This is a genomic window from Pseudomonas fluorescens (assembly GCF_000730425.1).
Classification (GTDB): Bacteria; Pseudomonadota; Gammaproteobacteria; order Pseudomonadales; family Pseudomonadaceae; genus Aquipseudomonas; species Aquipseudomonas fluorescens_X.
In genome coordinates this window covers 5,276,717-5,301,741 of sequence record NZ_CP008896.1, presented here as the reverse complement: position 1 = coordinate 5,301,741, position 25,025 = coordinate 5,276,717, and the positions used below count along the sequence as shown (strand labels likewise).

Below are 25,025 nucleotides of genomic sequence, written 5' to 3'. Positions count from 1 at the left end.
AACTACTCAGCCGCGAAACTCACCACGACCGTTGTATTTGGCTTTACCGCCCAATTGCTCTTCGATACGCAGCAGTTGGTTGTACTTGGAAACACGGTCGGAACGGCACAGGGAGCCGGTTTTGATCTGGCCCGCCGAGGTGCCCACAGCCAAGTCGGCAATGGTCGAATCTTCGGTTTCGCCGGAGCGGTGCGAGATCACGGCAGTGTAGCCCGCAGCCTTGGCCATCTGGATGGCTTCCAGGGTTTCGGTCAGGGTGCCGATCTGGTTGAACTTGATCAGGATCGAGTTGGCGATCTTCTTGTCGATGCCCTCTTTCAGGATCTTGGTGTTGGTCACGAACAGGTCGTCGCCTACCAGTTGGATCTTCTCGCCGATCTTGTCGGTGAGGATTTTCCAACCGCCCCAGTCAGACTCGTCCAGGCCGTCTTCGATCGAAATGATCGGGTAGCGCTGGGTCAGGCCCTTCAGGTATTCAGCGAAACCTTCGGAGTTGAACACCTGGCCTTCGCCAGACAGGTTGTACTTGCCGTCTTCAAAGAACTCGCTGGCCGCGCAGTCCAGGGCCAGGGTCACGTCGGTACCCAACTTGTAGCCAGCGTTGGCCACGGCTTCGGAGATCACTTTCAGTGCATCTTCGTTGGACGCCAGGTTCGGTGCGAATCCCCCTTCATCGCCCACCGCGGTGCTCAGGCCACGGGCCTTCAGCACAGCTTTCAGGTGATGGAAAATCTCGGTGCCCATGCGCAGGCCTTCGGAGAAGGACTTGGCACCCACCGGCTGCACCATGAATTCCTGGATATCGACGTTATTGTCTGCGTGTTCGCCACCGTTGATGATATTCATCATCGGCACCGGCATCGAGTAGACGCCTGGGGTACCGTTCAGGTTGGCAATGTGCGCGTACAACGGCAGGTCTTGGTCCTGGGCAGCAGCCTTGGCAGCAGCCAGGGATACGGCGAGGATCGCATTGGCGCCGAGGCTGCCTTTGTTTTCAGTGCCGTCGAGCTTGATCATTGCGTGGTCCAGGGCTTTCTGGTCCAGCGGATCCTTGCCCAGCAACAGGTCACGGATCGGGCCATTGATGTTGGCTACGGCCTTGAGGACACCCTTGCCCAGGTAACGGCTCTTGTCGCCATCACGCAGCTCCAGCGCTTCGCGCGAACCGGTGGAAGCACCGGACGGCGCGCAGGCGCTGCCGATGATGCCGTTATCGAGAAGCACGTCGGCTTCGACGGTGGGGTTGCCACGGGAGTCGAGAACTTCACGACCTTTGATGTCGACGATTTTTGCCATTGTTGTAAACACTCCAAAGTTGACGAAAACGACGCAGCTGAAGGAAATCTTTTGACCGACCGCAAGGGTGGAACAACGGGGCAGGCTTGCAGGCGACAAGGCCCAGGCCCTGGGACCTGAGCATAAAACGCGGAAAGTTTACCGGAGAAACGCGGGTTACGCGGTCTCTACTGTCGGAAAACGCTTGACCAGTTCGTCCAATTGCTTGAGTTGGGCCAGGAATGGCTCCAGCTTGTCCAGGCGCAGGGCACAAGGACCGTCGCACTTGGCGTTGTCCGGGTCCGGGTGGGCTTCCAGGAACAGGCCAGCCAGGGACTGGCTGATACCGGCCTTGGCCAGGTCCAGCACCTGGGCACGTCGCCCACCGGCAGAATCTGCGCGACCACCGGGCATTTGCAGCGCGTGGGTCACGTCGAAGAATACCGGGTATTCGAACTGTTTCATGATGCCGAAACCGAGCATGTCCACCACGAGGTTGTTGTAGCCGAAGCTCGAACCACGCTCGCAGAGGATCAACTGGTCGTTACCCGCTTCCACGCACTTGTTCAGGATGTGTTTCATTTCCTGGGGCGCAAGGAACTGGGCTTTCTTGATATTGATCACAGCGCCGGTCTTGGCCATCGCGACCACCAGGTCGGTCTGGCGCGACAGGAAGGCCGGCAACTGGATGATGTCGCACACCTCGGCGACCACGGCCGCCTGTTCAGGCTCGTGGACGTCGGTGATGATCGGCACGCCGAAGGCTTGCTTGATGTCCTGGAAGATCCGCATGCCTTCTTCAAGGCCCGGGCCGCGATAGGAGGTCACGGACGAACGGTTGGCCTTGTCGAAGCTGGCCTTGAATACATAAGGGATACCCAGTTTCTCGGTAACCTTTACGTACGCTTCACAGACCTGCATCGCCATGTCGCGGCTTTCCAGCACGTTCATGCCGCCAAACAGCACCATGGGCTTGTCGTTGGCGATCTCGATGTCGCCTACGCGAATGATCTTCTGGGCCATCAGGTTTACGCCTTCTTCTGATGTTGCGTCAGTGCAGCCTTGACGAAACCGCTGAACAACGGGTGACCGTCGCGCGGGGTCGACGTGAACTCAGGGTGGAACTGGCAAGCGACGAACCATGGATGATCCGGCGCTTCGACCACTTCAACCAGCTTGCCGTCACCGGAGCGCCCGGAGATTTTCAGGCCGGCTTCCTTGATCTGCGGCAGCAGGTTGTTGTTCACCTCATAACGGTGACGGTGACGCTCGACAATCACGTCCTTGCCATAGCAGTCGTGCACCAGCGAACCGGACTCCAGCAGGCAATCCTGTGCGCCTAGACGCATGGTGCCGCCCAGGTCGGAGGTTTCGGTACGGGTTTCGACAGCGCCGGTGGCATCTTCCCACTCGGTGATCAGGCCCACGACCGGGTGGCCGCTGGTGTGATCGAACTCGGTGGAGTTGGCGTCTTTCCAGCCCAGCACGTTACGGGCGAACTCGATGACGGCCACTTGCATGCCCAGGCAGATACCCAGGTACGGCACCTTGTTCTCGCGAGCGTACTGCACGGCAGTGATCTTGCCTTCCACGCCACGCAGGCCGAAACCGCCGGGCACGAGGATCGCGTCAACCCCTTCGAGCAGGGCGGTGCCCTGATTCTCGATGTCTTCGGAATCGATATAGCGCAGGTTGACCTTGGTACGGTTGCTGATGCCCGCGTGGCTCATCGCTTCGATCAGCGACTTGTACGCGTCCAACAGTTCCATGTACTTGCCGACCATGGCGATAGTGACTTCGTGCTCAGGGTTGAGCTTGGCGTCGACCACGGCGTCCCACTCGGACAGGTCCGCTCCACCGCATTGCAGGCCGAAACGCTCGACCACAAAATCATCCAGGCCTTGGGAATGCAGGATGCCCGGGATCTTGTAGATGGTATCGGCGTCTTCCAGGGCAATCACCGCACGTTCTTCAACGTTGGTGAACTGCGCGATCTTGCGACGCGAGGAAATGTCGATCGGGTGATCGGAGCGGCACACCAGCACATCCGGCTGCAGGCCGATGGAGCGCAGCTCCTTGACCGAGTGCTGGGTTGGCTTGGTTTTGGTTTCGCCGGCGGTGGCGATGTACGGCACCAGCGTCAGGTGCATCAGCATCGCGCGCTTGGCGCCGACTTCGAAACGCAGTTGGCGGATGGCTTCGAGGAACGGTTGGGATTCGATGTCACCCACGGTGCCACCGATCTCGACCATCGCTACGTCGGCATCGCCTGCACCCTTGATGATGCGGCGCTTGATTTCGTCGGTGATGTGCGGGATCACCTGGATGGTTGCACCCAGGTAGTCACCACGGCGCTCCTTGCGCAAGACGTGCTCGTAGACACGGCCAGTGGTGAAGTTGTTGTTCTGGGTCATGGTCGTGCGGATGAACCGCTCGTAGTGGCCCAGGTCCAGGTCGGTCTCGGCGCCGTCGTGGGTGACGAACACTTCGCCGTGCTGGAACGGGCTCATGGTGCCCGGGTCGACGTTGATGTACGGGTCCAGCTTGAGCATGGTGACCTTAAGTCCCCGCGCCTCCAGGATGGCCGCCAATGAAGCGGAGGCAATGCCTTTCCCCAATGAAGAAACAACACCGCCCGTGACGAATATGTAGCGCGTCATGAAAAACCCTAGAAGTCTGCGTTAAAGCGGTCGGAGCCGCCGGGGAAAGCGAAGGAAGGCCGAAGCCCCCGATCACCTGCATTAATCACAGTGCACCTTTCAAAAAAACCGCCGCGTTGTGACAGACCGGCAATGGAGCACCGGTACGTTGATCGCTACACATTTTTTGGAATCGCCCAGCAAAGACTGCTTGGTAATCGGCAACGACTGTGTTTCAGGAGAATCCACAGAAGTTGTATCAAGAAGGGAGCGTAGTCTACCGGAAAGGCGCTATCAGCTCAAACCTTGATCGCAGGTTGGTGGCACCCAATGTAATTGCCAGTCATCCCCCTGCCCTGTCGAGGCCCTTGCCAGGTTGGCCACGGCCAGCAGCCGGGAGTCCTGATACAGCAGCGGCAATCTGCCACGGATCAAGCCCGGCACAGCACTTTCGTTGAGCAAACGCTTGAGGTCGCGCCGGCCACGGCCCGGCACTTCCATGACTTCACCACCCTGGCGGTAGCGGATGCTCAAAGGGCCTTCAGGGATAGGCCCGCTGAAATACAACTGGCCGTTGCCAGGTAACTGTAGTGGGTTTTGCGGGTGCGACCAGTTCATTGACCTGCCGGAAAACTCCCACCATTCGGCAGGCATCCACCAGATGCGATCGTTGCAACGGTGCAATTGGCCATCCGCCAAACGCCACACGGGCTGTGCATCGGCCTTGGCATCACGCAGGGTATCCCAGCCGATCCAATGCTCGCTGTCGGGCAAGGGCGTCAGCGGCCCCAGCCAGTACCGCAGGGCGTTGCGTTGCCGAGCGTCGGAAAGATCACGCAGCGGCGCAAGCGCTAACGATGGCAGCGCCAACCAGGGAAACGCCGATGGCAGCTGGGCGGCCTGCACATCCAATTGCGCCAACTCATCGAGTAGCCCTTGGGCTTCATTCAAATGCCCGGCAGTACGAGCAAGAGTGTTGATAGCCCGAGGCCATCGCTCGGTGAGCAGCGGGAATAATTGATGGCGCAGATAATTGCGGGAGAAACGTGAGTCGCTATTGGAGGGGTCTTCGATCCAATTCAACTGGTGCTCGCGGGCGTAGGCTTCCAATTCGGCTCGCGAGACGTCCAGCAGTGGCCGCGCCAGACGCCCCTCGCCCAAGGGACGCTGCACTGGCATTGCGGCCAGGCCCCGCACCCCAGCGCCCCGCAATAGGCGGAACAACAGGGTCTCGGCCTGATCGTCACGGTGCTGGCCAGTGAAGAGCAATTCCCCCGGGCCGATCGCCTCGGCGAACGCCTGGTAGCGCGCATCCCGGGCTGCGCGCTCAAGGCTTGCACCCGCTTGCACTTGCACATGCATGACTCGCAGCGGCACAGCTGCAGCATCACAGACCCCCTGACAATGAGCCGGCCACGCGTCGGCCACTACTTGGAGACCATGGTGAACGTGGACTGCGTAAAGGGGCGGTAGGGGTTGGTTTTTTGCCAGACCGACGAGAAGGTGCAGCAGGACCGTGGAGTCGAGCCCACCGGAGAAAGCGATATGCCAGGCCGAGGCGTTGCGCCAGGGGGCGAGGGTTTGCAGGAGTTTGGCGGCAAGATCCTGCTTGAAGGGCTTCATCAAGGATTACCGTCCGAACAGAATCAAAACTGTAGGAGCCGGCTTGCCGGCGATGAGGCCCGAGAAGGCACCAAAAGGCTTGAAGCAGCCGTCGCCGGCAAGCCGGCTCCTACAGGGTATCGCGCTTACAGGCCGTAGCTCATCAGACGCTCGTAACGACGAGCCAACAGCGCCTCGTTGTCAAACGTCTTGAGCATGTCCAACTGCGCGCAAAGCTCGGCGCGGATAGTGGCCGATGCAGCAGCCGGGTCGCGGTGGGCGCCGCCCAGCGGTTCGGCGATCACCTTGTCGACGATGCCCAGGCCTTTGAGGCGATCAGCGGTGATACCCATGGCTTCGGCAGCATCCGGGGCCTTTTCTGCGGTTTTCCACAAGATCGAGGCACAACCTTCCGGCGAGATTACCGCGTAGGTGGAATACTGCAGCATGTTCAGTTGGTCGCAGACGCCAATGGCCAGCGCACCGCCGGAGCCACCCTCACCGATCACGGTCGCGATGATCGGGGTTTTCAGGCGCGCCATCACCCGCAGGTTCCAGGCAATCGCTTCGCTCTGGTTGCGCTCTTCAGCGTCGATGCCAGGGTAGGCGCCAGGGGTGTCGATAAAGGTCAGGATCGGCATCTTGAAGCGTTCAGCCATTTCCATCAGGCGGCAGGCCTTGCGGTAACCTTCCGGGCGCGGCATGCCGAAGTTGCGACGGACTTTCTCGCGTACTTCACGACCTTTCTGGTGACCGATCACCATCACTGGCTGGTCGTCCAGGCGGGCAATACCGCCGACAATCGCCGCATCATCGGAGAAGTGACGGTCGCCATGCAGCTCGTCGAACTCGGTGAAGATATGATCGATGTAGTCCAGGGTGTACGGACGACGCGGGTGGCGGGCCAGACGCGCGATCTGCCAACTGGTCAGCTTGCCGAAGATGTCTTCGGTGAGCGTCTTGCTCTTGTCTTGCAGGCGGGAGATTTCATCGCCGATATTCAGCGAATTGTCATTGCCGACCAGGCGCAGCTCTTCGATCTTGGCTTGCAGGTCAGCGATCGGCTGTTCGAAATCAAGAAAATTCGGGTTCATAAGCGTCCGTCTTGGGTCGACGGCCAGGGAGTGCCCGGCCAGCCGGTTGTCTATTCGCGCCCTACCTTAAGGGAGAGGCGCGTCAAGGTCGAGATTAAATGTCGAGTCGAGGTCAGGGGTACAAGGACAGCCCTGACCGTCAACGGTATTGGAGGAAGACGTTGTCACGCCCGAACTGGTCACGCAATGCTTGAATCAAGCCATCGGCCGGGTCAATTCGCCACGTCTCACCGAACTGCAACATCGCCTTGGCATCGCTGCCGGTGTACTCCATGGTCACCGGGCACGCGCCACGGTGACGCTTGAGCAAATCCCCCAACCAGCGTAGCTGATCGCCCTTGAGCGCTTCGGTTTTCACCTTCAGGCGCAGGCTTTCGGCCAGGTTGGTGCGGGCATCTTCCATGCTCATTACGCGTTTGATCCGCAGGCGCAGGCCGCCGGAGAAGTCATCGTTGCTCACCTCCCCCTCCACCACCACCATCGCATCGGTCTGCAACAGCGACTGCGCAGAATGGAAGGCGTCGGCAAACAGTGACGCTTCGATACGCCCGGAGCGGTCGTCGAGGGTGATGAAACCCATCTTGTCGCCCTTTTTGTTCTTCATTACCCGCAGGGCAATGATCATCCCGGCGACCGTCTGGGTATCGCGTGCCGGTTTCAGGTCGATGATGCGCTGGCGGGCGAAACGGCGGATCTCGCCTTCATATTCATCAATCGGATGCCCGGTGAGGTACAGGCCCAGGGTGTCTTTTTCACCCTTGAGACGTTCCTTGAGGGTCAGTTCCTTGGCCTTGCGGTGGTTGGCGTATACATCGGCGTCTTCTTCGACGAACAGCCCGCCAAACAGGTCGGCATGCCCGCTGTCGTGGGTGCGGGCGGTCTGCTCGGCGGCCTTGATCGCTTCTTCCATGGCGGCCAGCAGCACCGCGCGGTTACGGTCGATATTGGCCTGGTAAGCCTTCGGCTCGTCATGAAAGTACGGGCCGAGACGGTCAAGTGCGCCGCTGCGGATCAGGCCATCCAGGGTACGTTTGTTGATGCGCTTGAGGTCGACCCGGGCGCAGAAGTCGAACAGATCCTTGAACGGCCCCTCCTGGCGCGCCTCGGTGATCGCCTCAACCGGGCCTTCGCCCACCCCCTTGATCGCACCCAGGCCGTAAATGATGCGGCCTTCGTCGTTCACGGTGAATTTGAATTCCGAGGCGTTCACGTCCGGCGCGTCAAGGCGCAGCTTCATGGTCCGCACTTCTTCGATCAAGGTCACGACCTTGTCGGTGTTGTGCATATCCGCCGAAAGCACCGCCGCCATGAACGGCGCCGGATAGTGGGCCTTCAGCCAGGCGGTCTGGTACGACACCAGGCCGTAGGCGGCGGAGTGGGATTTGTTGAAGCCGTAACCGGCGAATTTTTCCACCAGGTCAAAGATGTTACCGGCCAGGTCGGCGTCGATATTGTTGGTGGCGCAACCTTCAATGAAACCACCGCGCTGCTTGGCCATTTCCTCTGGCTTTTTCTTACCCATGGCTCGACGGAGCATGTCCGCGCCACCTAGGGTATAGCCGGCCATGACCTGGGCAATCTGCATCACCTGCTCTTGATACAGAATGATGCCGTAGGTCGGCGCCAGTACCGGCTTGAGGCCTTCGTACTGGTAATCGGAGTGCGGGTAAGCCAGCTCGGCGCGCCCGTGCTTACGGTTGATAAAGTCGTCAACCATGCCCGATTGCAGTGGGCCCGGACGGAACAGGGCCACCAATGCGATCAAGTCTTCCAGGCAGTCGGGCTTGAGCTTTTTGATCAGCTCCTTCATGCCGCGCGATTCAAGTTGGAATACCGCGGTGGTTTCGGCCTTTTGCAGCAGGGCGTAGGTCGGCTTGTCGTCCAGCGGGATAAACGCGATATCCAGCGGTTCTTCGCCCACCTTGGCGCGGTCGCGGTTGATGGTCTTGAGCGCCCAATCGATGATCGTCAGGGTACGCAGGCCGAGGAAGTCGAACTTCACCAGGCCGGCTGCTTCCACGTCATCCTTGTCGAACTGGGTTACCAGGCCATCGCCTTCTTCGTCGCAGTAGATCGGCGAAAAGTCTGTCAGCTTGGTCGGAGCGATTACCACGCCACCGGCGTGCTTACCGACGTTACGCACCACGCCTTCAAGTTTGCGGGCCATGTCCCAGATTTCGGCGGCTTCTTCATCGACCTTGATGAAGTCACGCAGGATTTCTTCTTGCTCGTAGGCTTTTTCCAGGGTCATGCCGACTTCGAAGGGAATCATCTTCGACAGTCGATCCGCCAGGCCGTAGGACTTGCCCTGCACCCGCGCCACGTCGCGAATTACCGCCTTGGCCGCCATGGAACCAAAGGTAATGATCTGGCTTACCGCGTTACGGCCATATTTCTCGGCCACATACTCGATCACCCGGTCGCGACCATCCATGCAGAAGTCGACGTCGAAGTCGGGCATCGATACCCGCTCGGGGTTCAGGAACCGCTCGAACAGCAGGTCATATTCCAGCGGGTCAAGGTCGGTGATCTTCTGTACATAAGCCACCAGCGAGCCAGCACCCGACCCCCGGCCAGGCCCTACCGGCACGCCGTTGCTTTTGGCCCACTGGATAAAATCCATTACGATCAGGAAGTAACCGGGGAAGCCCATCTGGATAATGATATCCAGCTCGAAATTCAGCCGGTCGACATACACTTGGCGCTTGGCGTCGTAGTCTTCGGTGGTGTCCTTGGGCAGCAGGACAACAAGACGCTCCTCCAGGCCATCGAAGGACACCTTGCGAAAATATTCATCGATGGTCATGCCATCGGGAATCGGGAAGTTGGGCAAGAAGTGTTTGCCCAGCTTCACTTCGATATTGCAGCGCTTGGCAATTTCGACGGAGTTTTCCAGCGCCTCAGGCAAGTCGCTGAACAGCTCAGCCATTTCCTCGGCACTTTTGAGGTATTGCTCTTCGCTGTAGTTCTTCGAGCGCCGCGGATCGTCCAGCGCCCGGCCTTCGCCGATGCACACGCGGGTTTCGTGAGCCTCGAAATCTTCCTTCTTTATAAAACGTACATCGTTGGTGGCTACCAGTGGCGCGCCCAGCTTTTCGGCCAGGGCCACGGCGGCGTGCAGATGCTCTTCGTCGTTGGGGCGATTGGTACGCTGGATTTCCAGGTAAAAGCGGTCGGGAAAGACCTTCATCCACTCACTGGCCAGCACTTGGGCCTCATGCGGGTTGCCGCCCAGTAACGCGATACCGATCTCGCCCTCTTTGGCGGCCGATAACATGATCAACCCTTCGCTGGCCTGCGCCACCCATTCGCGCTCGATGATGATCGAGCCATTGCGCTGGCCGTCGATAAAACCACGGGAAATCAATTCGGTCAGGTTGCGATAGCCCACACCGTTCATCGCCAACAGGCTGATACGGCTCAAGGCGTTATCCGGATCCTTGTTGGACAGCCACAAGTCGGCGCCGCAGATCGGCTTGATACCGGCGCCCATGGTGCTCTTATAGAACTTGACCAGGGAGCACATGTTGTTCTGATCGGTCACCGCAACGGCAGGCATATTCATGCCCACCAGGGTTTTGACCAGTGGTTTGATCCGTACCAGGCCGTCGACCAGGGAGTATTCAGTGTGCAGGCGCAGGTGAACGAATGAAGCCGGCATAGTGATCCTGTCTAGATACGTGTGAAAACAACAAGGCCCGGATTGTACCGGGCCTTGAGTAAAACATCAGCCTGCGCCTAAATCTCGACGAGGTTTGCGCGCGCCTCGTAAGCCTGGCGTACCGGGGCAAACGAACGTCGATGGATCGGCGTCGGACCCAATCGGGCCAGGGCTTGCAGATGAACGGGCGTTGGGTAGCCTTTATGGCCACCGATGCCATAGCCCGGATAGATCAACTCGAACGCCGCCATTTCACGGTCGCGGCTGACCTTGGCCAGGATCGAGGCGGCGGCAATCGCCGGAACCTTGCTATCACCCTTGACCACTGCTTCGGCCGGCATCGCCAGCTTCGGGCAGCGATTACCGTCGATCATCGCCAGCTTCGGGGTAATGTGCAGGCCCTCGACAGCACGCTGCATGGCCAGCATCGTGGCATGGAGAATATTCAGCTCGTCGATTTCCTCGACTTCAGCCCTGGCGATATGCCAGCTGAGGGCCTTTTCGCAAATTTCATCAAACAGTTTTTCACGGCGGGCCTCGGTGAGTTTCTTCGAGTCGTTGAGGCCAAGAATCGGACGATTCGGGTCAAGAATCACCGCCGCCGTGACCACCGCGCCGCACAGTGGGCCGCGTCCTACTTCATCGACACCGGCGACCAGTTCGTGGGTTTGGGCGACCAGGCTGAAGTCCAGGCCCATTTGCGTCTTCATAGGGTTTCCTGCTGGCGGCCGATCAAGGTCAACACGGCATCTGCGGCCTGGTTCGACGCATCACGGCGCAAGGTACGGTGAATTTCGTCAAACCCGCGGGTCTGCTCTTCGCCACCGTCGATCAACGGCAGAATAGTCTGGGCCAATGCCTCGGGCGTTGCAGCATCCTGCAGCAACTCCGGCACCAACAAACGCTGGGCAAGCAGGTTGGGCAAAGAGATGTAGGGGCTTTTGACCATGCGCTTGAGAATCCAATAGGTCAGCGGCGCCAGGCGATAGGCCACGACCATCGGGCGCTTGTAGAGCAAGGCCTCCAGCGTGGCAGTACCGGAGGCGATCAGCACCGCATCACAGGCAGCCAGGGCCAGATGCGAACTGCCGTCGAGCAACGTCAGCGGCAGGTCTCGCCCCACCAGCAGGGTCTCGATCTGTGCACGCCGCTGCGGACTGGCGCACGGCAGCACAAAACGCACCCCAGGCTTCAACGCCAACAGGCGCTCGGCAGCATCGAAAAACAGTGCTCCCAGGCGACCGACTTCACCACCACGACTGCCGGGCATCAATGCCACCAGCGGCCCGTCGGGCAGGCCCAGCTCGGCGCGTGCAGCGGGACGATCAGCCTGTAGCGGGATGGTATCGGCCAGGGTATGGCCGACAAATCTTACCGGCACGCCCTTCTCTTCGTAGAACCGCGCCTCAAAGGGCAGCAGGGTCAGCATCAGGTCGCAGCCTTCGCGGATCTTCAAGACACGCTTCTGCCGCCACGCCCACACGGACGGACTGACGTAATGCACGGTCTTGATCCCGGCCTGACGCAGTTTGAGTTCGATATTGAGGGTGAAGTCCGGCGCGTCGATACCGATAAAGACGTCTGGCTTCTCTTCAATCAGGGTCTGGATCAGCAGCTTGCGCCGAGCCAGTAGCTCGCGCAGGCGTCCCAACACTTCGACCAGCCCCATGACCGATAAACGCTCCATGGGAAAGTAGGAAGTCAGGCCTTCGGCCTGCATCAGCGGGCCCCCGACCCCAATAAATTCAACCGCTGGATGCCGCGCCTTGATGGCTCGCATCAGGCCAGCGCCCAGGATATCGCCAGAAGCCTCTCCGGCCACCAATGCAATACGCAGCGTGGCCATGATCAGCGGGTGATGCCGCGAGTCGATGCCTGGATCGAATCACGGAATATGGCAACTTCTGGAAATAATGCTGCCGGCTCCGCCAACTCGGCCAGTGCCTGCTCAACCGTCAGGCCCTGGCGGTACACCACCTTGTAGGCACGACGCAGCGCATGGATTGCGTCTTCGCTGAAACCACGTCGGCGCATGCCTTCGAAGTTCATGCTGCGAGCTTCGGCGGGGTTGCCAAATACCGTGACAAACGCCGGTACATCCTTGCCGATAGCCGTTCCCATGCCGGAAAAACTGTGGGCACCGATATGGCAGTACTGATGCACCAGGGTGAAACCGGACAGGATCGCCCAGTCATCAACGTGCACATGGCCGGCCAGCGCCGTGTTGTTGACCAGGATGCAGTGGTTGCCAATCACACTGTCGTGGCCGATGTGCGCGTAGGCCATCACTAGGTTGTGATCACCCAGGGTGGTTTCTGCCCGGTCCTGCACAGTGCCGCGATGAATGGTCACACCTTCACGAATGATGTTGTGATCACCGATTACCAGGCGGGTTTCTTCACCCTTGTACTTCATGTCCGGCGTGTCTTCACCTACCGAGGAAAACTGGTAGATGCGGTTGTGTTTGCCAATGCGAGTCGGACCCTTGAGGATCACATGCGGCCCGATGACTGTCCCCTCGCCGATTTCCACACCTGCGCCGATGATCGACCAAGGGCCGACCTCAACGTCGGCGGCCAGCACGGCCGTCGGATCGATGATTGCGCGAGGGTCAATCAAACTCATAGTTTGCGTTCCGCGCAGATGATTTCGGCGGAACACACAGGCTTGCCGTCAACGGACGCCTGGCATTCGAATTTCCAGATCTGGCGCTTGCAGCTCACGAACTTGGCTTCCAGGATCAACTGGTCGCCCGGGGTGACCGGGTTGCGGAAACGCAGCTTGTCGGAGCCCACGAAATAGTAAAGCGTGCCATCGGCAGGCTTCAGGTCGAGCATTTTAAAACCCAGGATACCAGCGGCCTGCGCCATCGCTTCGATGATCAGCACGCCCGGCATGATTGGATGCGCAGGGAAGTGACCATTGAAGAATGGTTCGTTGATGCTGACATTCTTGTAGGCACGAATGCGCTTTTCCTCAACATTCAGCTCCACTACACGGTCCACCAGCAGGAACGGGTAACGGTGAGGCAGGTATTCGCGAATCTCGTTGATGTCCATCATTTCGGGGGGAAGCCTGTAATAAAGATTGGGAGCGCGCGGACTAAGGCACGCCCCTCTAGCAAATCAAGAAGGCAGTCTAGCTGCTGTGCACACTTGATATGGAAATGGTATCAGCCATCTGATGAAACATTACTGCCAGGGGTCACGTCCCCAACACGCTTTTCCAGATGTTTCAGGCGCCGCGCCATGTCGTCGAGCTGCCTTAAACGGGCCGCGCTCTTGCGCCACTCGGCTGCGGGCTGCATCGCCGTACCGGAAGAATAGGCCCCAGGCTCGGTAATCGAATGGGTCACCATGGTCATGCCGGTAATGAATACGTTGTCGCACACGTCAATATGGCCCACCAGCCCGACACCGCCGGCCAGCATGCAATGCTTGCCGATCTTGGTGCTGCCGGAAATGCCGACACACGCGGCCATGGCCGTGTGATCGCCAATCTGTACGTTGTGGGCGATCTGGATCTGGTTGTCGAGCTTCACACCATTGCCAATCACGGTATCGGCCAGGGCCCCGCGATCAACGGCGGTGTTGACGCCAATCTCCACGTCGTCACCGATCAGCACACCGCCAACCTGGGCAATCTTCTGCCATATGCCCTTCTCATTGGCGAAGCCGAAGCCTTCGCCGCCGATCACGGCACCCGACTGAATCACCACCCGCTGCCCGATACGCACATCGTGGTACAGGGTCACACGCGGCGCGAGCCAGCCGCCTGCTGCAACTTCACTGCGGGCACCGATAAAACAATGGGCACCGACAGTCACGCCGGCACCGATTCGCGCACCACTCTCGATCACCGCAAAAGCACCAATGCTCGCCGCAGGATCAACCTGGGCGTCATCAGCGACCACGGCAGAAGGATGAATGCCCGGGGAAGCCTTGGGTTTGGGGTCGAACAGGTGGGACACCCGCGCGTAAGCCGCGTAAGGGTCGGCCACCACCAGCGCATCCCCGGCAAACGTCTCGGCGTCAGCGGCCTTCAGCAATACTGCTGCAGCCTGGCTGTCGCCCAGGTATTTACGGTATTGAGGATTTGCGAGGAAGCTCAACTGAGCTGGGCCAGCCTCCTGCAAGGTGGCTAGCCCAGTGATTTCCTTCTCCGGGGAGCCACGCAAGGCGGCCCCCAGGAACTCGGCCAACTCGCCGAGTTTGATAGTCGCGGTCATGGCTTACTTCAGCTGGTTCATGCGCTCGATCACCTGGCGGGTGATGTCGTATTGAGGCTTGACGTCAATGACGGCGCCACGCTCGAAGACCAAGTCAAAAGCACCTTTCTTGATGACTTCTTCCACGGCGCTGTCGAGTTTTGGCTTCAATTGCTTGAGCATCTCACGGTCAGCAACAGCCTTGGCTTCGTTCAGCTCCTTGGACTGGAACTGATAGTCACGGGCCTTTTGCTTGAATTCAAGCTCCAGACGCTCGCGCTCGCCTTGCTGCATTTTATCGCCACCGGCGACCAGGCGGTCCTGGATGCCCTTGGCGCTACTTTCCAGGGTCTTGAGTTTGGTCAGTTGCGGACCGAATTTTTTCTCGGCATCCACGGCGTATTTCTTGGCCGCGTCGGATTCCAGCAGGGCCATCTGATAGTTCAGGACGGCGATTTTCATTTCGGCAAACGCCGGGGTTGCGACCAGCACGGTTGCCAGAAGAACCAATTGAGTCAACTTACGCACGATGCACTCCTACAGAATCCGTTGTCGTTATCTTGGGTCGGACGCTTAGAACGTCTGGCCGAGGGAAAATTGGAAAATCTGGGTTTCAGCGTTATCCGGTTTCTTCACTGGCATCGCCAAGGCGAAGCTCAACGGGCCAAGGGCGGTAATCCAGGTCACACCTACACCCACGGAACTGGCCAGATTGCTCAGGCTTACGTCGTTGCACTGGGTGTTGGACTTCAGGCCACTCGGGTTACGGATCTGCTCGCACTTGGAGTCGAATACGTTACCCACATCCCAGAAGACCGAAGTCCGCAGGGAACGCTGATCCTTGACGAACGGCAGCGGGAAGAGAATTTCCGCACCACCTTGAATCAGCACGTTACCACCGAATGGCAGCGGGTCATTGTCCGAGTCACGCACAGTACCGACGTTACCGGTTTCGGCGACACCACGGCTTGGCGTGCCGCGAGGACCCAGGGTGCTGTCCTTGAAGCCACGTACCGAGTTGAAACCACCGGCGTAGTAGTTCTCGTAGAACGGCAGGCCATCGGTCGAACCGTAGCCATCACCATAGCCCAATTCCGTGTGCAGGCGCATGGTGTAGTTATCGCTCAACGGTGTGAACAGCTGACCACGGTAGTCGAGTTTGAAGAACGACAGGTCGCTACCTGGGGTGGTGGCTTCCAGGGTCAGGCTCTGGGAGTGGCCACGAGTGGCCAGCACGCCCTTGTTCAGGGTGGACTCGGACCAACCGGCCGAGGCCTTGAAGTTGAGGAACTTGTCACCTTCGCGGCGGGTGAAATCGAAGATCTCATCCACGGTATAGACGCCGGTCTTGATCTCATCCTGCTGCGCGGTCAGGCCGAAGGTCAGACGCGAGGTCTCACTGATCGGGTAGCCCACGTTGGCACCGATACCCAGGCTGTCGATCGCATAGCTTGCAACGTCGACATCGAGGTCCTTGTAGTCGGTGGTGCGGTAGAAGGCGTTGTAGCCAAGGCTCACACCGTCAGCCGTCCAGTAGGGGTCCACATAACCGAAGTTGTATCGGCTCTGGTATTCGCTGCGGGTCAGGCCGATGGAAACCTTGTTGCCGGTACCCAGGAAGTTGTTCTGGGTAATCGAGCCACCAAGGATCAGGCCGGCACTCTGGGCGAAACCGACACTGGCGGTGATCGAGCCGGACGCTTGCTCTTCAACGGCATAGTTCACGTCAACCTGGTCGTCCACACCCGGTACGGCCGGGGTTTCGACGTTGACTTCCTTGAAGAAGCCCAGGCGCTCAAGACGGGTCTTGGACTGGTCGATCAGGTAGGTAGAAGCCCAGCCGCCTTCCATCTGGCGCATTTCACGACGCAGCACTTCGTCCTCGGACTTGGTGTTGCCACGGAAGTTGATGCGGTTGACGTAGGCACGCTTGCCTGGATCGACGACAAAGGTGATGTCCACGGTGTGGTCATCATCATGGGGAGTCGGCACGCCGTTGACGTTGGCGAAGGTATAGCCTTCGTTACCCAGGCGACGGGTGATCAGTTCGGAAGTGGTGGTCATCAGCTTGCGTGAGAACACCTGGTCCTTCTGGACCAGCAGCAGGGACTTGACCTGGTCTTCAGGCACTTTCAGGTCGCCGCTGAGCTTCACGTCACGAACACGGTATTTCTCGCCTTCGTTGACGTTGACCGTGATGTACACGTGCTTCTTGTCCGGGGTGATGGACACCTGGGTCGAAGCGATATCCATGTTGATATAGCCACGGTCCAGGTAATAGGAGCGCAGGCGCTCCAAGTCACCGGAGAGTTTTTCACGGGCGTACTTGTCGTCGTTCTTGAAGAACGACAGCCAGTTGGTAGTCTTGAGCTCGAACAGGTCGATCAGGTCTTCGTCGGCGAACTTGGTGTTGCCCACCACGTTGATGTGCTGGATCGCCGCCACGGTACCTTCGTTGATGTTGACCTTCAGGCCGACACGGTTACGCGGCTGTGGAACCACTTCGGTTTCCACGGAAGCGGAGTAACGGCCCTGGGCAACGTACTGGCGCTGCAACTCGTTACGCACGCCTTCGAGGGTGGCACGTTGGAAGATCTCGCCTTCGGCCAGGCCGGACTGCTTGAGACCTTTCATCAAGTCTTCAGTGGAGATCGCCTTGTTGCCTTCGATCTCGATACTGGCGACAGAAGGCCGCTCAACGACAGTGATGACCAGGACGTTGCCTTCACGACCCAGTTGGATATCTTGAAAGAAACCGGTTTTGAACAGCGCACGAGTGGATTCCACCAGGCGACGGTCGTCAGCCTGTTCCCCAACGTTCAACGGCAAGGCGCCAAAGACGCTACCCGCGGAAACCCGCTGGAGGCCGTTGACGCGAATATCGGAGATGGTGAAGGACTCGGCGTGAACTTCGGCGATCATCAATACGGTGAGAACCGCAGTTAGCAGCAGACGTTTCATGAAGTCCTTTCTTATTCCAACTGGCAATAAACAAACTGCCGCAAAATGCGGCAGATTCGCAATTCAGCGAAGCGTTACAGACGTCCCAGGTCGTTGACCAGGGCTAACAACATCACCCCGACCACCAAACTGATACCGATCTGTATCCCCCAACCCTGCACCCGATCCGACAAGGGGCGACCACGCACCCACTCGACGAGATAAAACAACAGATGCCCCCCATCCAGTACTGGAATGGGCAACAAATTCAGAACCCCGAGGCTAATACTCAGATAAGCCAGGAAATTCAGGAAATCAGCAACGCCCGACTGGGCAGAAGCGCCCGCCACTTTAGCAATGGTTATCGGTCCACTCAAGTTTTTTACCGAGAGCTCGCCGAACAACATTTTCTTCAGGGAATCGAGGGTCAGTACACTCATGGTCCAAGTGCGTCGCGCCCCCTCGCCAATGGCCGCCAGAGGCCCGAAACTGATCTCCCGCATCATCGATGGCGGCCATTCGACACCTTTGACCCCGGCCCCCAGATACCCACCGGCCGCCTTGGCCTCCCCGCGTACCGCAAGGGTCACAGGGACGTCGATTTGAGCACCGTCGCGCTCAACTTTCAGCACAATTTTCGTATCAGGACGTACACGAACCAGATCGACCACTTGCTGCCAATCGCCCAGTGCCTGCCCATCAAGGGCCAGCAACCGGTCGCCAGTCTTCAGGCCGGCAGCCTGGGCCGGGCCCTTGGGGTCAAGCTCTGCCAATACAGGTGGCAGTGCCGGGCGCCATGGGCGAATCCCCAGGGACTTGATCGGGTCAGGCTCGTCGGCGCCCTTGAGCCACTTGTCCAGCACCAGTTCGCGCGGTGTCTCGGCTGTCGAGTCCTGCTCGCGCACGACCAGCTTCACCGTACCGCTTTCACCCAGGCGTCGAACCAACTGCAGGTTGACCGCGCCCCAACCAGTGGTTGGCTCACCATCAATGGCAACGATTTCCTGGCCAGCGCTCAATCCGGCCTTGGCGGCGATACTGCCCGTTTCGACCGCACCGATGACCGGACGCACCTGCTGGCTACCCAGCATTGCCAGAACCCAGAAAAACACCATGGCCAACAGGAAGTTGGCAATTGGGCCAGCAGCCACAATGGCAATACGCTGACGGACGGTCTTGCGATTGAAGGATTGATCCAATTGATCAGCCGGCACGTCGCCTTCGCGCTCATCGAGCATCTTGACGTAGCCGCCCAGGGGAATGGCAGCAATCACGAACTCAGTGCCGCGCCGATCGTGCCAGCGCAGCAGCGGCATGCCAAACCCCACGGAAAAACGCAGGACCTTGACGCCACAACGGCGCGCCACCCAAAAATGACCAAATTCGTGGAAAGTGACCAGCACACCCAGAGCAACCAGGGTGCCGACAATCATGTAGAGCGCACTCATCTAAACTCTCCGCATTCCAATCCCGCGCCTGCCGACTAACCTGCGTGGCGTTTCAACCATTGCTCGGCCAGAACCCGTGCCTTGGCATCTGCCTCGAACACGGCGCCCAAATCATTCACGGCAACCACCGGTTCAAGGCTCAAAATTTCCTCGATGATACTCGCGATCTGTGGAAAACGGATGCGCCGCTCAAGAAACGCAGCAACCGCAACCTCATTGGCCGCATTCAGCATCGCCGGCGCGCTGTTGCCCGCTTCTGCCGCCTCACGCGCCAGGCGCAGGCAGGGGAAGCGCTGATCATCGGGCGCTTCAAAATCCAGGCGCGCGATGGCAAACAGGTCCAGTGGCGCAACCCCCGAGTCGATACGCTCGGGCCATGCCAGGGCATTGGCAATCGGCGTACGCATGTCCGGGTTACCCAACTGGGCCAGCACCGAGCCATCAACATAGTCGACCAGGGAATGAATCACGCTTTGAGGATGGATCACCACCTCGACTTGATCAGCCCGGGCGTCAAACAACCAACAAGCCTCGATCAGCTCCAGCCCCTTGTTCATCATGCTCGCCGAATCCACCGAGATCTTGCGCCCCATCGACCAATTGGGATGAGCGCAAGCCTGATCAGGAGAAACGTGCTCCAGCTCGGCCAAAGGCGTCTGACGGAACGGGCCGCCGGAGGCGGTCAGCAAAATACGCCGCACGCCAACCTGGCTCAGGCCGCGGGCGAAATCGCCCGGCATGCACTGAAAAATTGCGTTGTGCTCGCTGTCCAGCGGCAACAGCACCGCACCGCTCTTGCGCACGGCCTGCATAAACAGCGCGCCGGACATGACCAGCGCTTCTTTATTGGCCAACAGAATCTTTTTGCCGGCATCGACCGCCGCAAGCGTTGGCCGCAAACCTGCAGCCCCCACAATGGCGGCGACCACGGTATCCACGTCAGAAGCAGCAGACACCTGGCACAAGCCCTCCTCGCCAACCAACACCTCGGTCGACAGGCCCGCAGCCCGCAGGTCGTCCTGCAAGCCACGGGCGGCAGTCGCATCCGGCACCACGACGAACTGCGGCTTATGCCGCACGCACAGCGCCAACAGATCGCTCAAGCGACTGAAGCCGGTCAGGGCGAACACCTGGTAGCGCTCAGGGTGACGGGCAATGACATCCAGCGTGCTCAACCCGACCGAGCCGGTTGCCCCCAGCACAGTCACCTGCTGCAAGCGGCTCACGATGCGGCCATCCACAACAGTACGGCAAACACCGGGATCGCCGCCGTCAGGCTGTCGATGCGGTCCAACACGCCACCATGGCCCGGCAGCAGGTTGCTGCTGTCCTTGATGCCAGCCTGGCGTTTGAACATGCTTTCGGTCAGATCGCCAACCACCGAGATCAATACGACCACTGCCGCACCAACCAAGGCCAGGAGGATTTGCTTGAAGCCCCAATCACGCACAATGCCTACGACCAGGGTAATCAACAACGTCAACGCCAGCCCACCGTACACCCCTTCCCAGCTCTTGCCGGGACTGACCGCCGGGGCCAGCTTGCGCTTGCCAAAGGCCCGACCGGAGAAGTACGCACCGATGTCCGCCCCCCAGACCAATACCATGACCGCCATGATCAACCAGTTGCCCAGGGCCATATGCTTGATATAGACCAGACCCTGCCAGGCCGGCAGCAGGATCAGCAGACCGATCACCAGCTTGCAGGCGACGCTGGACCACTGGCCGCTGGTACGCGGATAGGTCAATACGAGGAATGTCGCCAACGCCCACCACAGCACCGCCGCCCCGAGCACCCAGGGTGCGACATCCGGCAGGATGTACATCAGGAACAGCAGCAACGCCACAACGGCGGCGTACAGCACGCGCGGCAACTGCTCGGCAAACCCTGCCAGGCGCGCCCACTCCCAGGCACCCAGGGTCACGACCAGGCCAATGAACAGCGCAAAGCCTGAGCCTTCGAGCAGGAAAAACCCGCACAGGGCGATCGGCAGCAGGATCAGTGCCGTGATGATTCGTTGTTTAAGCATTAAACCCGGGCTCCAGCTTCGATCTGCTCACTCGTTTTACCGAAGCGACGCTGACGGGAAGCGAAATCGGCCAGCGCATTGCGCATGGCATCGTGTTTGAAGTCCGGCCAGAACAGGTCGGAGAAGTACAGCTCGGTATAGGCCAACTGCCACAACAGGAAGTTGCTGATGCGGTGCTCACCACCGGTACGGATGCACAGGTCCGGCAACGGCAGGTCACCGGTTACCAGGCAGGTTTGCAACAACTCGGGCGTAATGTCTTCCGGCCGCAGATGGCCGGCCTGCACTTCACGCGCCAAACGCTGTGCAGCCTGGGCGATATCCCATTGGCCACCATAATTGGCGGCGATTTGCAGGACGAAGCGATTGCTGCCAGCAGTGATCGCTTCGGCTTCCCGCATGGCCGCCTGCAGCTCCGGATGAAACCGCGAACGATCGCCGATGATGCGCAGGCTGATGTTGTTGTCGTTCAGGCGCTTGGCCTCACGACGCAGGGCCTTGAAGAACAGGTCCATCAGGGCGCTGACTTCGTCGGCCGGGCGCTGCCAGTTCTCACTGGAGAAGGCAAACAAGGTCAGCACCTCGACCTTGGCTTCGGCACACACCTCGATCACGGCCCGTACCGCATCGACACCCGCCTTATGCCCGGCAACACCCGGCATAAAGCGTTTCTTCGCCCAGCGATTATTCCCATCCATGATGATCGCGACATGGCGCGGCACCACAGAGGGTACAGTCTGCTTGGTCTTTTCCATGAAGGCGTCCTGACCCCTTATACGGCCATCAGGTCCTTTTCTTTTTCTTCCGTGGCCTTGGTGATCTGGGCCTCGGCATCCTTGGTCAGCTTGTCGATATCCGCGACGGCGCGACGCTCTTCGTCTTCACTGATTTCCTTGTCCTTGACCAGTTTCTTAAGGTCACCCAAGGCATCGCGACGAATGTTGCGCACTGCAACGCGGGCATCTTCCGCTGCACTGCGCGCCTGCTTGGTGAAGCCCTTGCGGGTTTCTTCGGTCAGGGCTGGCATGGAGATCAGCAGCAGCTCACCCAGGTTGGTTGGGTTGAGATTCAGGCCTGCGCTCTGGATCGCCTTGTCGACAGCAGCCAGCATGTTGCGCTCGAACGCCACGACCTGCAGGGTGCGCGAGTCTTTCACGGTCACGTTGGCCACGCCGCTCAGCGGAGTATCGGTGCCGTAGTAAGGCACCATCACGCTGCCCAGAATGCTTGGGTGAGCCTTGCCGGTACGAATCTGGCCAAATGCATGACTCAGAGACTCCAGGGATTTTTGCATACGCGCCTGGGCGTCTTTCTTGATTTCGTTGATCATTGTTCGCCTTCCTCGATCAGAGTCCCTTCTGCGCCGCCGTGTACGATATTCAGCAGGGCGCCGGGCTTGTTCATGTTAAATACGCGCAGCGGCATCTTGTGGTCGCGGCACAGGCAGATTGCCGTCAGGTCCATCACACCCAGCTTGCGATCCAGCACTTCATCATAAGTCAGATGATCGAACTTCTCGGCATGCGGGTCCTTGAATGGATCGGCAGTGTAGACGCCATCAACCTTGGTGGCCTTGAGCACTACGTCAGCATCGATTTCGATGGCACGCAGGCAGGCAGCCGAGTCGGTGGTAAAGAACGGGTTGCCGGTACCGGCGGCAAAGATCACCACCTCTTTGGCATTCAGGTGGCGCATGGCTTTGCGACGGTCATAGTGGTCGGTCACACCCACCATGGAAATGGCCGACATCACGATAGCCGAGATATTGGCACGCTCCAGGGCGTCGCGCATGGCCAGGGCATTCATCACAGTGGCCAGCATCCCCATGTGATCGCCGGTGACCCGGTCCATGCCGGCAGCACTGAGCGCGGCGCCACGGAACAGGTTGCCACCACCAATCACCAGGCCGACCTGGACGCCGATACCAACCAACTGGCCGACTTCCAGTGCCATGCGGTCAAGCACCTTGGGATCGATCCCGAACTCTTCCGAGCCCATCAGGGCCTCGCCGCTAAGCTTGAGTAGAATGCGTTTATAGCGAGCCTGATAACCACTGCCCTGCTGAGCCATTGCGAATCTCTCCTGCGGCGTATTTTAAAAATTCTTGGCGAGCCGTTTACGGCTTGCGTTCACTCTAGCTGGACGCTGTCACAGCGCCATCGGAACACGGCTTTGTAAGCCAGTTCCAAAGGGAAGCCAAATAAAATTGTGCATCCCATTTGAAAAGAGGCTGCGCGCGTGAGCGGGCAGCCTCTCTTGGGCGACAGTTGAAAACTGTCTTATTGCTTGGCGGCAGCCAGCTGGGCAGCAACTTCTTCAGCGAAGTTGTCGACCGGCTTCTCGATGCCGTCGCCTACTTTGAAGTAGGTGAAGGAAACGATTTCAGCACCGGCTTTCTTGGCCAGTTCGCCAACCTTGATTTCAGGGTTCTTGACGAACGCCTGCTCAACCAGGCTTGCTTCGGCCAGGAACTTGCTGATACGGCCCTTGACCATGTTCTCAACAATGTTTTCTGGCTTGCCTTTGATTTTTTCTTCGTTTAGCTGCAGGAACACAGCCTTTTCGCGCTCGATCGCTTCGGCAGAAACTTCCGAAGGCAGCAGGAACTCAGGGTTGCTGGCCGCTACGTGCATAGCGATGTCTTTGGCCAACTCAACGTTGCCGCCCTTGAGGACAACTGCAACACCGATCTTGTTGCCGTGCAGGTAACCACCCACAACGTCACCCTCGACGCGCACCAGGCGACGGATGTTGACGTTTTCGCCAACCTTGCCGACCAGTACCAGACGATCCGCTTCTTGAGCCGCGATCAGGGGAGCGGCGTCAGTCAGTTTTTCGGCGAACGCTTTTTCAACGCTAGCAGCAACAAATGCCTTGAAGTCGTCCTGCAGGGCCAGGAAGTCGGTCTGCGAGTTCACTTCCAGCAGAACGGCGGACTTGCCGTCTTCTTTCAGAGCGATAGCGCCTTCAGCAGCGACGTTGCCTGCTTTCTTGGCAGCCTTGATCGCGCCCGAAGCACGCATGTCATCAATGGCTTTTTCGATGTCGCCGTCAGCCTTTTCCAGGGCTTTCTTGCAATCCATCATGCCTTCGCCAGTACGCTCACGCAGTTCTTTAACCAACGCTGCAGTAATTGCTGCCATTTTCAAATTCCTCTTGGATAGGTTTTCAACCATTCCACCCGACTTGTACGGGCGTTCAATTCTTCCCGAACCACCTTTGTTAACCGCTGCACGTTACAGATGCTGTAGCTGTGCCGCTCACAAATGGTTTTCGAGGTGGCAAAAAGGGGGCCAAGCCCCCTTTTTGCTTACTGAGTCAACGCCAGGGCGTCAATTACTCAGCTGCAGCGACCGGTGCTTCTTCAGCAGCGAACTCTACGGTGCCGCCGCCAACATTGTTGCGACCACGGATTACAGCGTCAGCCATCGAACCCATGTACAGCTGGATAGCGCGGATTGCGTCATCGTTGCCTGGGATGATGTAGTCAACGCCTTCCGGGCTGCTGTTGGTATCGACTACGCCGATAACCGGGATACCCAGCTTGTTGGCTTCGGTGATCGCGATGCGCTCGTGATCAACGTCGATAACGAACAGTGCGTCAGGCAGACCGCCCATGTCCTTGATACCACCCAGGGAACGATCGAGCTTTTCCAGGTCACGGGAGCGCATCAGCGCTTCTTTCTTGGTCAGCTTGGCGAACGTACCGTCTTCGGCTTGCACTTCAAGGTCACGCAGACGCTTGATCGAAGCACGGATGGTTTTGAAGTTGGTCAGCATGCCGCCCAACCAGCGGTGATCGACGTACGGCGAACCGCAACGTGCTGCTTCTTCAGCAACGATCTTGCCAGCGGAACGCTTGGTGCCGACGAACAGAATCTTGTTTTTGCCCTGGGCCAGGCGCTCTACGAAAGTCAGAGCTTCGTTGAACATTGGCAGGGTTTTTTCAAGGTTGATAATGTGGATCTTGTTACGCGCGCCGAAAATGTACTTGCCCATTTTCGGGTTCCAGTAACGGGTCTGGTGACCGAAGTGCACACCGGCCTTCAGCATATCGCGCATGTTGACTTGGGACATGATAGTTCCTTAATAAGTCGGGTTTGGCCTCCACGTATCCCAATGACCAACCA

General features: G+C 59.0%; 21 protein-coding genes. All 21 read right to left on the bottom strand.

Features of this window, described 5'->3' with window-relative positions:
* Nucleotides 1–6: 6 nt before the first annotated feature.
* Nucleotides 7–1,296: a phosphopyruvate hydratase gene (gene eno / locus HZ99_RS23725; RefSeq protein WP_038446473.1), complete on the bottom strand. Its 1,290-nt coding sequence runs from the start codon at nt 1,294–1,296 to the stop codon at nt 7–9.
* Nucleotides 1,297–1,452: 156 nt separating this feature from the next.
* The gene (gene kdsA / locus HZ99_RS23720) at nt 1,453–2,298 is read right to left on the bottom strand and encodes a 3-deoxy-8-phosphooctulonate synthase (protein ID WP_038446472.1); all 846 of its coding nucleotides are present in this window, start codon (nt 2,296–2,298) and stop codon (nt 1,453–1,455) included.
* A gap of 5 nt (nt 2,299–2,303) precedes the next feature.
* Nucleotides 2,304–3,935, bottom strand: coding sequence for a CTP synthase (locus tag HZ99_RS23715; RefSeq protein WP_038446470.1), 1,632 nt, complete (start codon nt 3,933–3,935; stop codon nt 2,304–2,306).
* Between the two features lie 273 nt (nt 3,936–4,208).
* Nucleotides 4,209–5,537: a tRNA lysidine(34) synthetase TilS gene (gene tilS, locus HZ99_RS23710; protein WP_038446468.1), complete on the bottom strand. Its 1,329-nt coding sequence runs from the start codon at nt 5,535–5,537 to the stop codon at nt 4,209–4,211.
* Between the two features lie 125 nt (nt 5,538–5,662).
* Entirely contained in the window at nt 5,663–6,610 is a 948-nt protein-coding gene (locus HZ99_RS23705; protein ID WP_038446467.1) for an acetyl-CoA carboxylase carboxyltransferase subunit alpha, read from the bottom strand.
* A gap of 139 nt (nt 6,611–6,749) precedes the next feature.
* Nucleotides 6,750–10,271 carry a DNA polymerase III subunit alpha gene (gene dnaE, locus HZ99_RS23700; protein WP_038446465.1) on the bottom strand — a complete coding sequence of 1,174 codons (3,522 nt, stop codon included), beginning with the start codon at nt 10,269–10,271 and terminating at the stop codon, nt 6,750–6,752.
* 77 nt (nt 10,272–10,348) lie between these two features.
* A complete protein-coding gene (rnhB, locus tag HZ99_RS23695; RefSeq protein ID WP_038446463.1) occupies nt 10,349–10,981 on the bottom strand; it encodes a ribonuclease HII in 633 nt (210 codons plus the stop codon).
* Nucleotides 10,978–12,117, bottom strand: coding sequence for a lipid-A-disaccharide synthase (gene lpxB, locus HZ99_RS23690; RefSeq protein ID WP_038446461.1), 1,140 nt, complete (start codon nt 12,115–12,117; stop codon nt 10,978–10,980). Before lpxB ends, rnhB begins: the two co-directional genes overlap by 4 nt.
* Nucleotides 12,118–12,119: 2 nt before the next feature.
* Entirely contained in the window at nt 12,120–12,896 is a 777-nt protein-coding gene (gene lpxA, locus HZ99_RS23685; RefSeq protein ID WP_038446460.1) for an acyl-ACP--UDP-N-acetylglucosamine O-acyltransferase, read from the bottom strand.
* The gene (gene fabZ, locus HZ99_RS23680; protein WP_029297270.1) at nt 12,893–13,333 is read right to left on the bottom strand and encodes a 3-hydroxyacyl-ACP dehydratase FabZ; all 441 of its coding nucleotides are present in this window, start codon (nt 13,331–13,333) and stop codon (nt 12,893–12,895) included. Before fabZ ends, lpxA begins: the two co-directional genes overlap by 4 nt.
* A 110-nt stretch (nt 13,334–13,443) precedes the next feature.
* Entirely contained in the window at nt 13,444–14,499 is a 1,056-nt protein-coding gene (lpxD, locus tag HZ99_RS23675) for a UDP-3-O-(3-hydroxymyristoyl)glucosamine N-acyltransferase (RefSeq protein ID WP_038446458.1), read from the bottom strand.
* Between the two features lie 3 nt (nt 14,500–14,502).
* Entirely contained in the window at nt 14,503–15,006 is a 504-nt protein-coding gene (locus HZ99_RS23670; protein WP_003219314.1) for an OmpH family outer membrane protein, read from the bottom strand.
* Nucleotides 15,007–15,051: 45 nt separating this feature from the next.
* Nucleotides 15,052–17,439 (bottom strand): outer membrane protein assembly factor BamA, encoded by a 2,388-nt coding sequence (bamA, locus tag HZ99_RS23665; RefSeq protein ID WP_038446457.1) that lies wholly within the window; start codon nt 17,437–17,439, stop codon nt 15,052–15,054.
* Between the two features lie 74 nt (nt 17,440–17,513).
* Complete coding sequence (rseP, locus tag HZ99_RS23660; protein WP_038446456.1) at nt 17,514–18,866, bottom strand: sigma E protease regulator RseP; 1,353 nt, start codon at nt 18,864–18,866, stop codon at nt 17,514–17,516.
* A 35-nt stretch (nt 18,867–18,901) separates the two neighbouring features.
* On the bottom strand, nt 18,902–20,092 hold the full coding sequence (gene ispC / locus HZ99_RS23655) for a 1-deoxy-D-xylulose-5-phosphate reductoisomerase (protein WP_038448178.1): 1,191 nt from the start codon (nt 20,090–20,092) through the stop codon (nt 18,902–18,904).
* Nucleotides 20,089–20,895 (bottom strand): phosphatidate cytidylyltransferase, encoded by an 807-nt coding sequence (locus HZ99_RS23650; RefSeq protein ID WP_038446454.1) that lies wholly within the window; start codon nt 20,893–20,895, stop codon nt 20,089–20,091. Before HZ99_RS23650 ends, ispC begins: the two co-directional genes overlap by 4 nt.
* Nucleotides 20,895–21,650 carry a polyprenyl diphosphate synthase gene (uppS, locus tag HZ99_RS23645; protein ID WP_029297283.1) on the bottom strand — a complete coding sequence of 252 codons (756 nt, stop codon included), beginning with the start codon at nt 21,648–21,650 and terminating at the stop codon, nt 20,895–20,897. The genes HZ99_RS23650 and uppS overlap by 1 nt, the downstream gene beginning before the upstream one ends.
* A 17-nt stretch (nt 21,651–21,667) precedes the next feature.
* Nucleotides 21,668–22,225 carry a ribosome recycling factor gene (frr, locus tag HZ99_RS23640; RefSeq protein WP_017529696.1) on the bottom strand — a complete coding sequence of 186 codons (558 nt, stop codon included), beginning with the start codon at nt 22,223–22,225 and terminating at the stop codon, nt 21,668–21,670.
* Nucleotides 22,222–22,965: a UMP kinase gene (pyrH, locus tag HZ99_RS23635; protein WP_019692086.1), complete on the bottom strand. Its 744-nt coding sequence runs from the start codon at nt 22,963–22,965 to the stop codon at nt 22,222–22,224. The genes frr and pyrH overlap by 4 nt, the downstream gene beginning before the upstream one ends.
* 209 nt (nt 22,966–23,174) lie before the next feature.
* Nucleotides 23,175–24,038 (bottom strand): translation elongation factor Ts, encoded by an 864-nt coding sequence (gene tsf / locus HZ99_RS23630; RefSeq protein WP_038446452.1) that lies wholly within the window; start codon nt 24,036–24,038, stop codon nt 23,175–23,177.
* Between the two features lie 193 nt (nt 24,039–24,231).
* Complete coding sequence (gene rpsB, locus HZ99_RS23625) at nt 24,232–24,972, bottom strand: 30S ribosomal protein S2 (protein WP_029297291.1); 741 nt, start codon at nt 24,970–24,972, stop codon at nt 24,232–24,234.
* Nucleotides 24,973–25,025 lie beyond the last annotated feature (53 nt).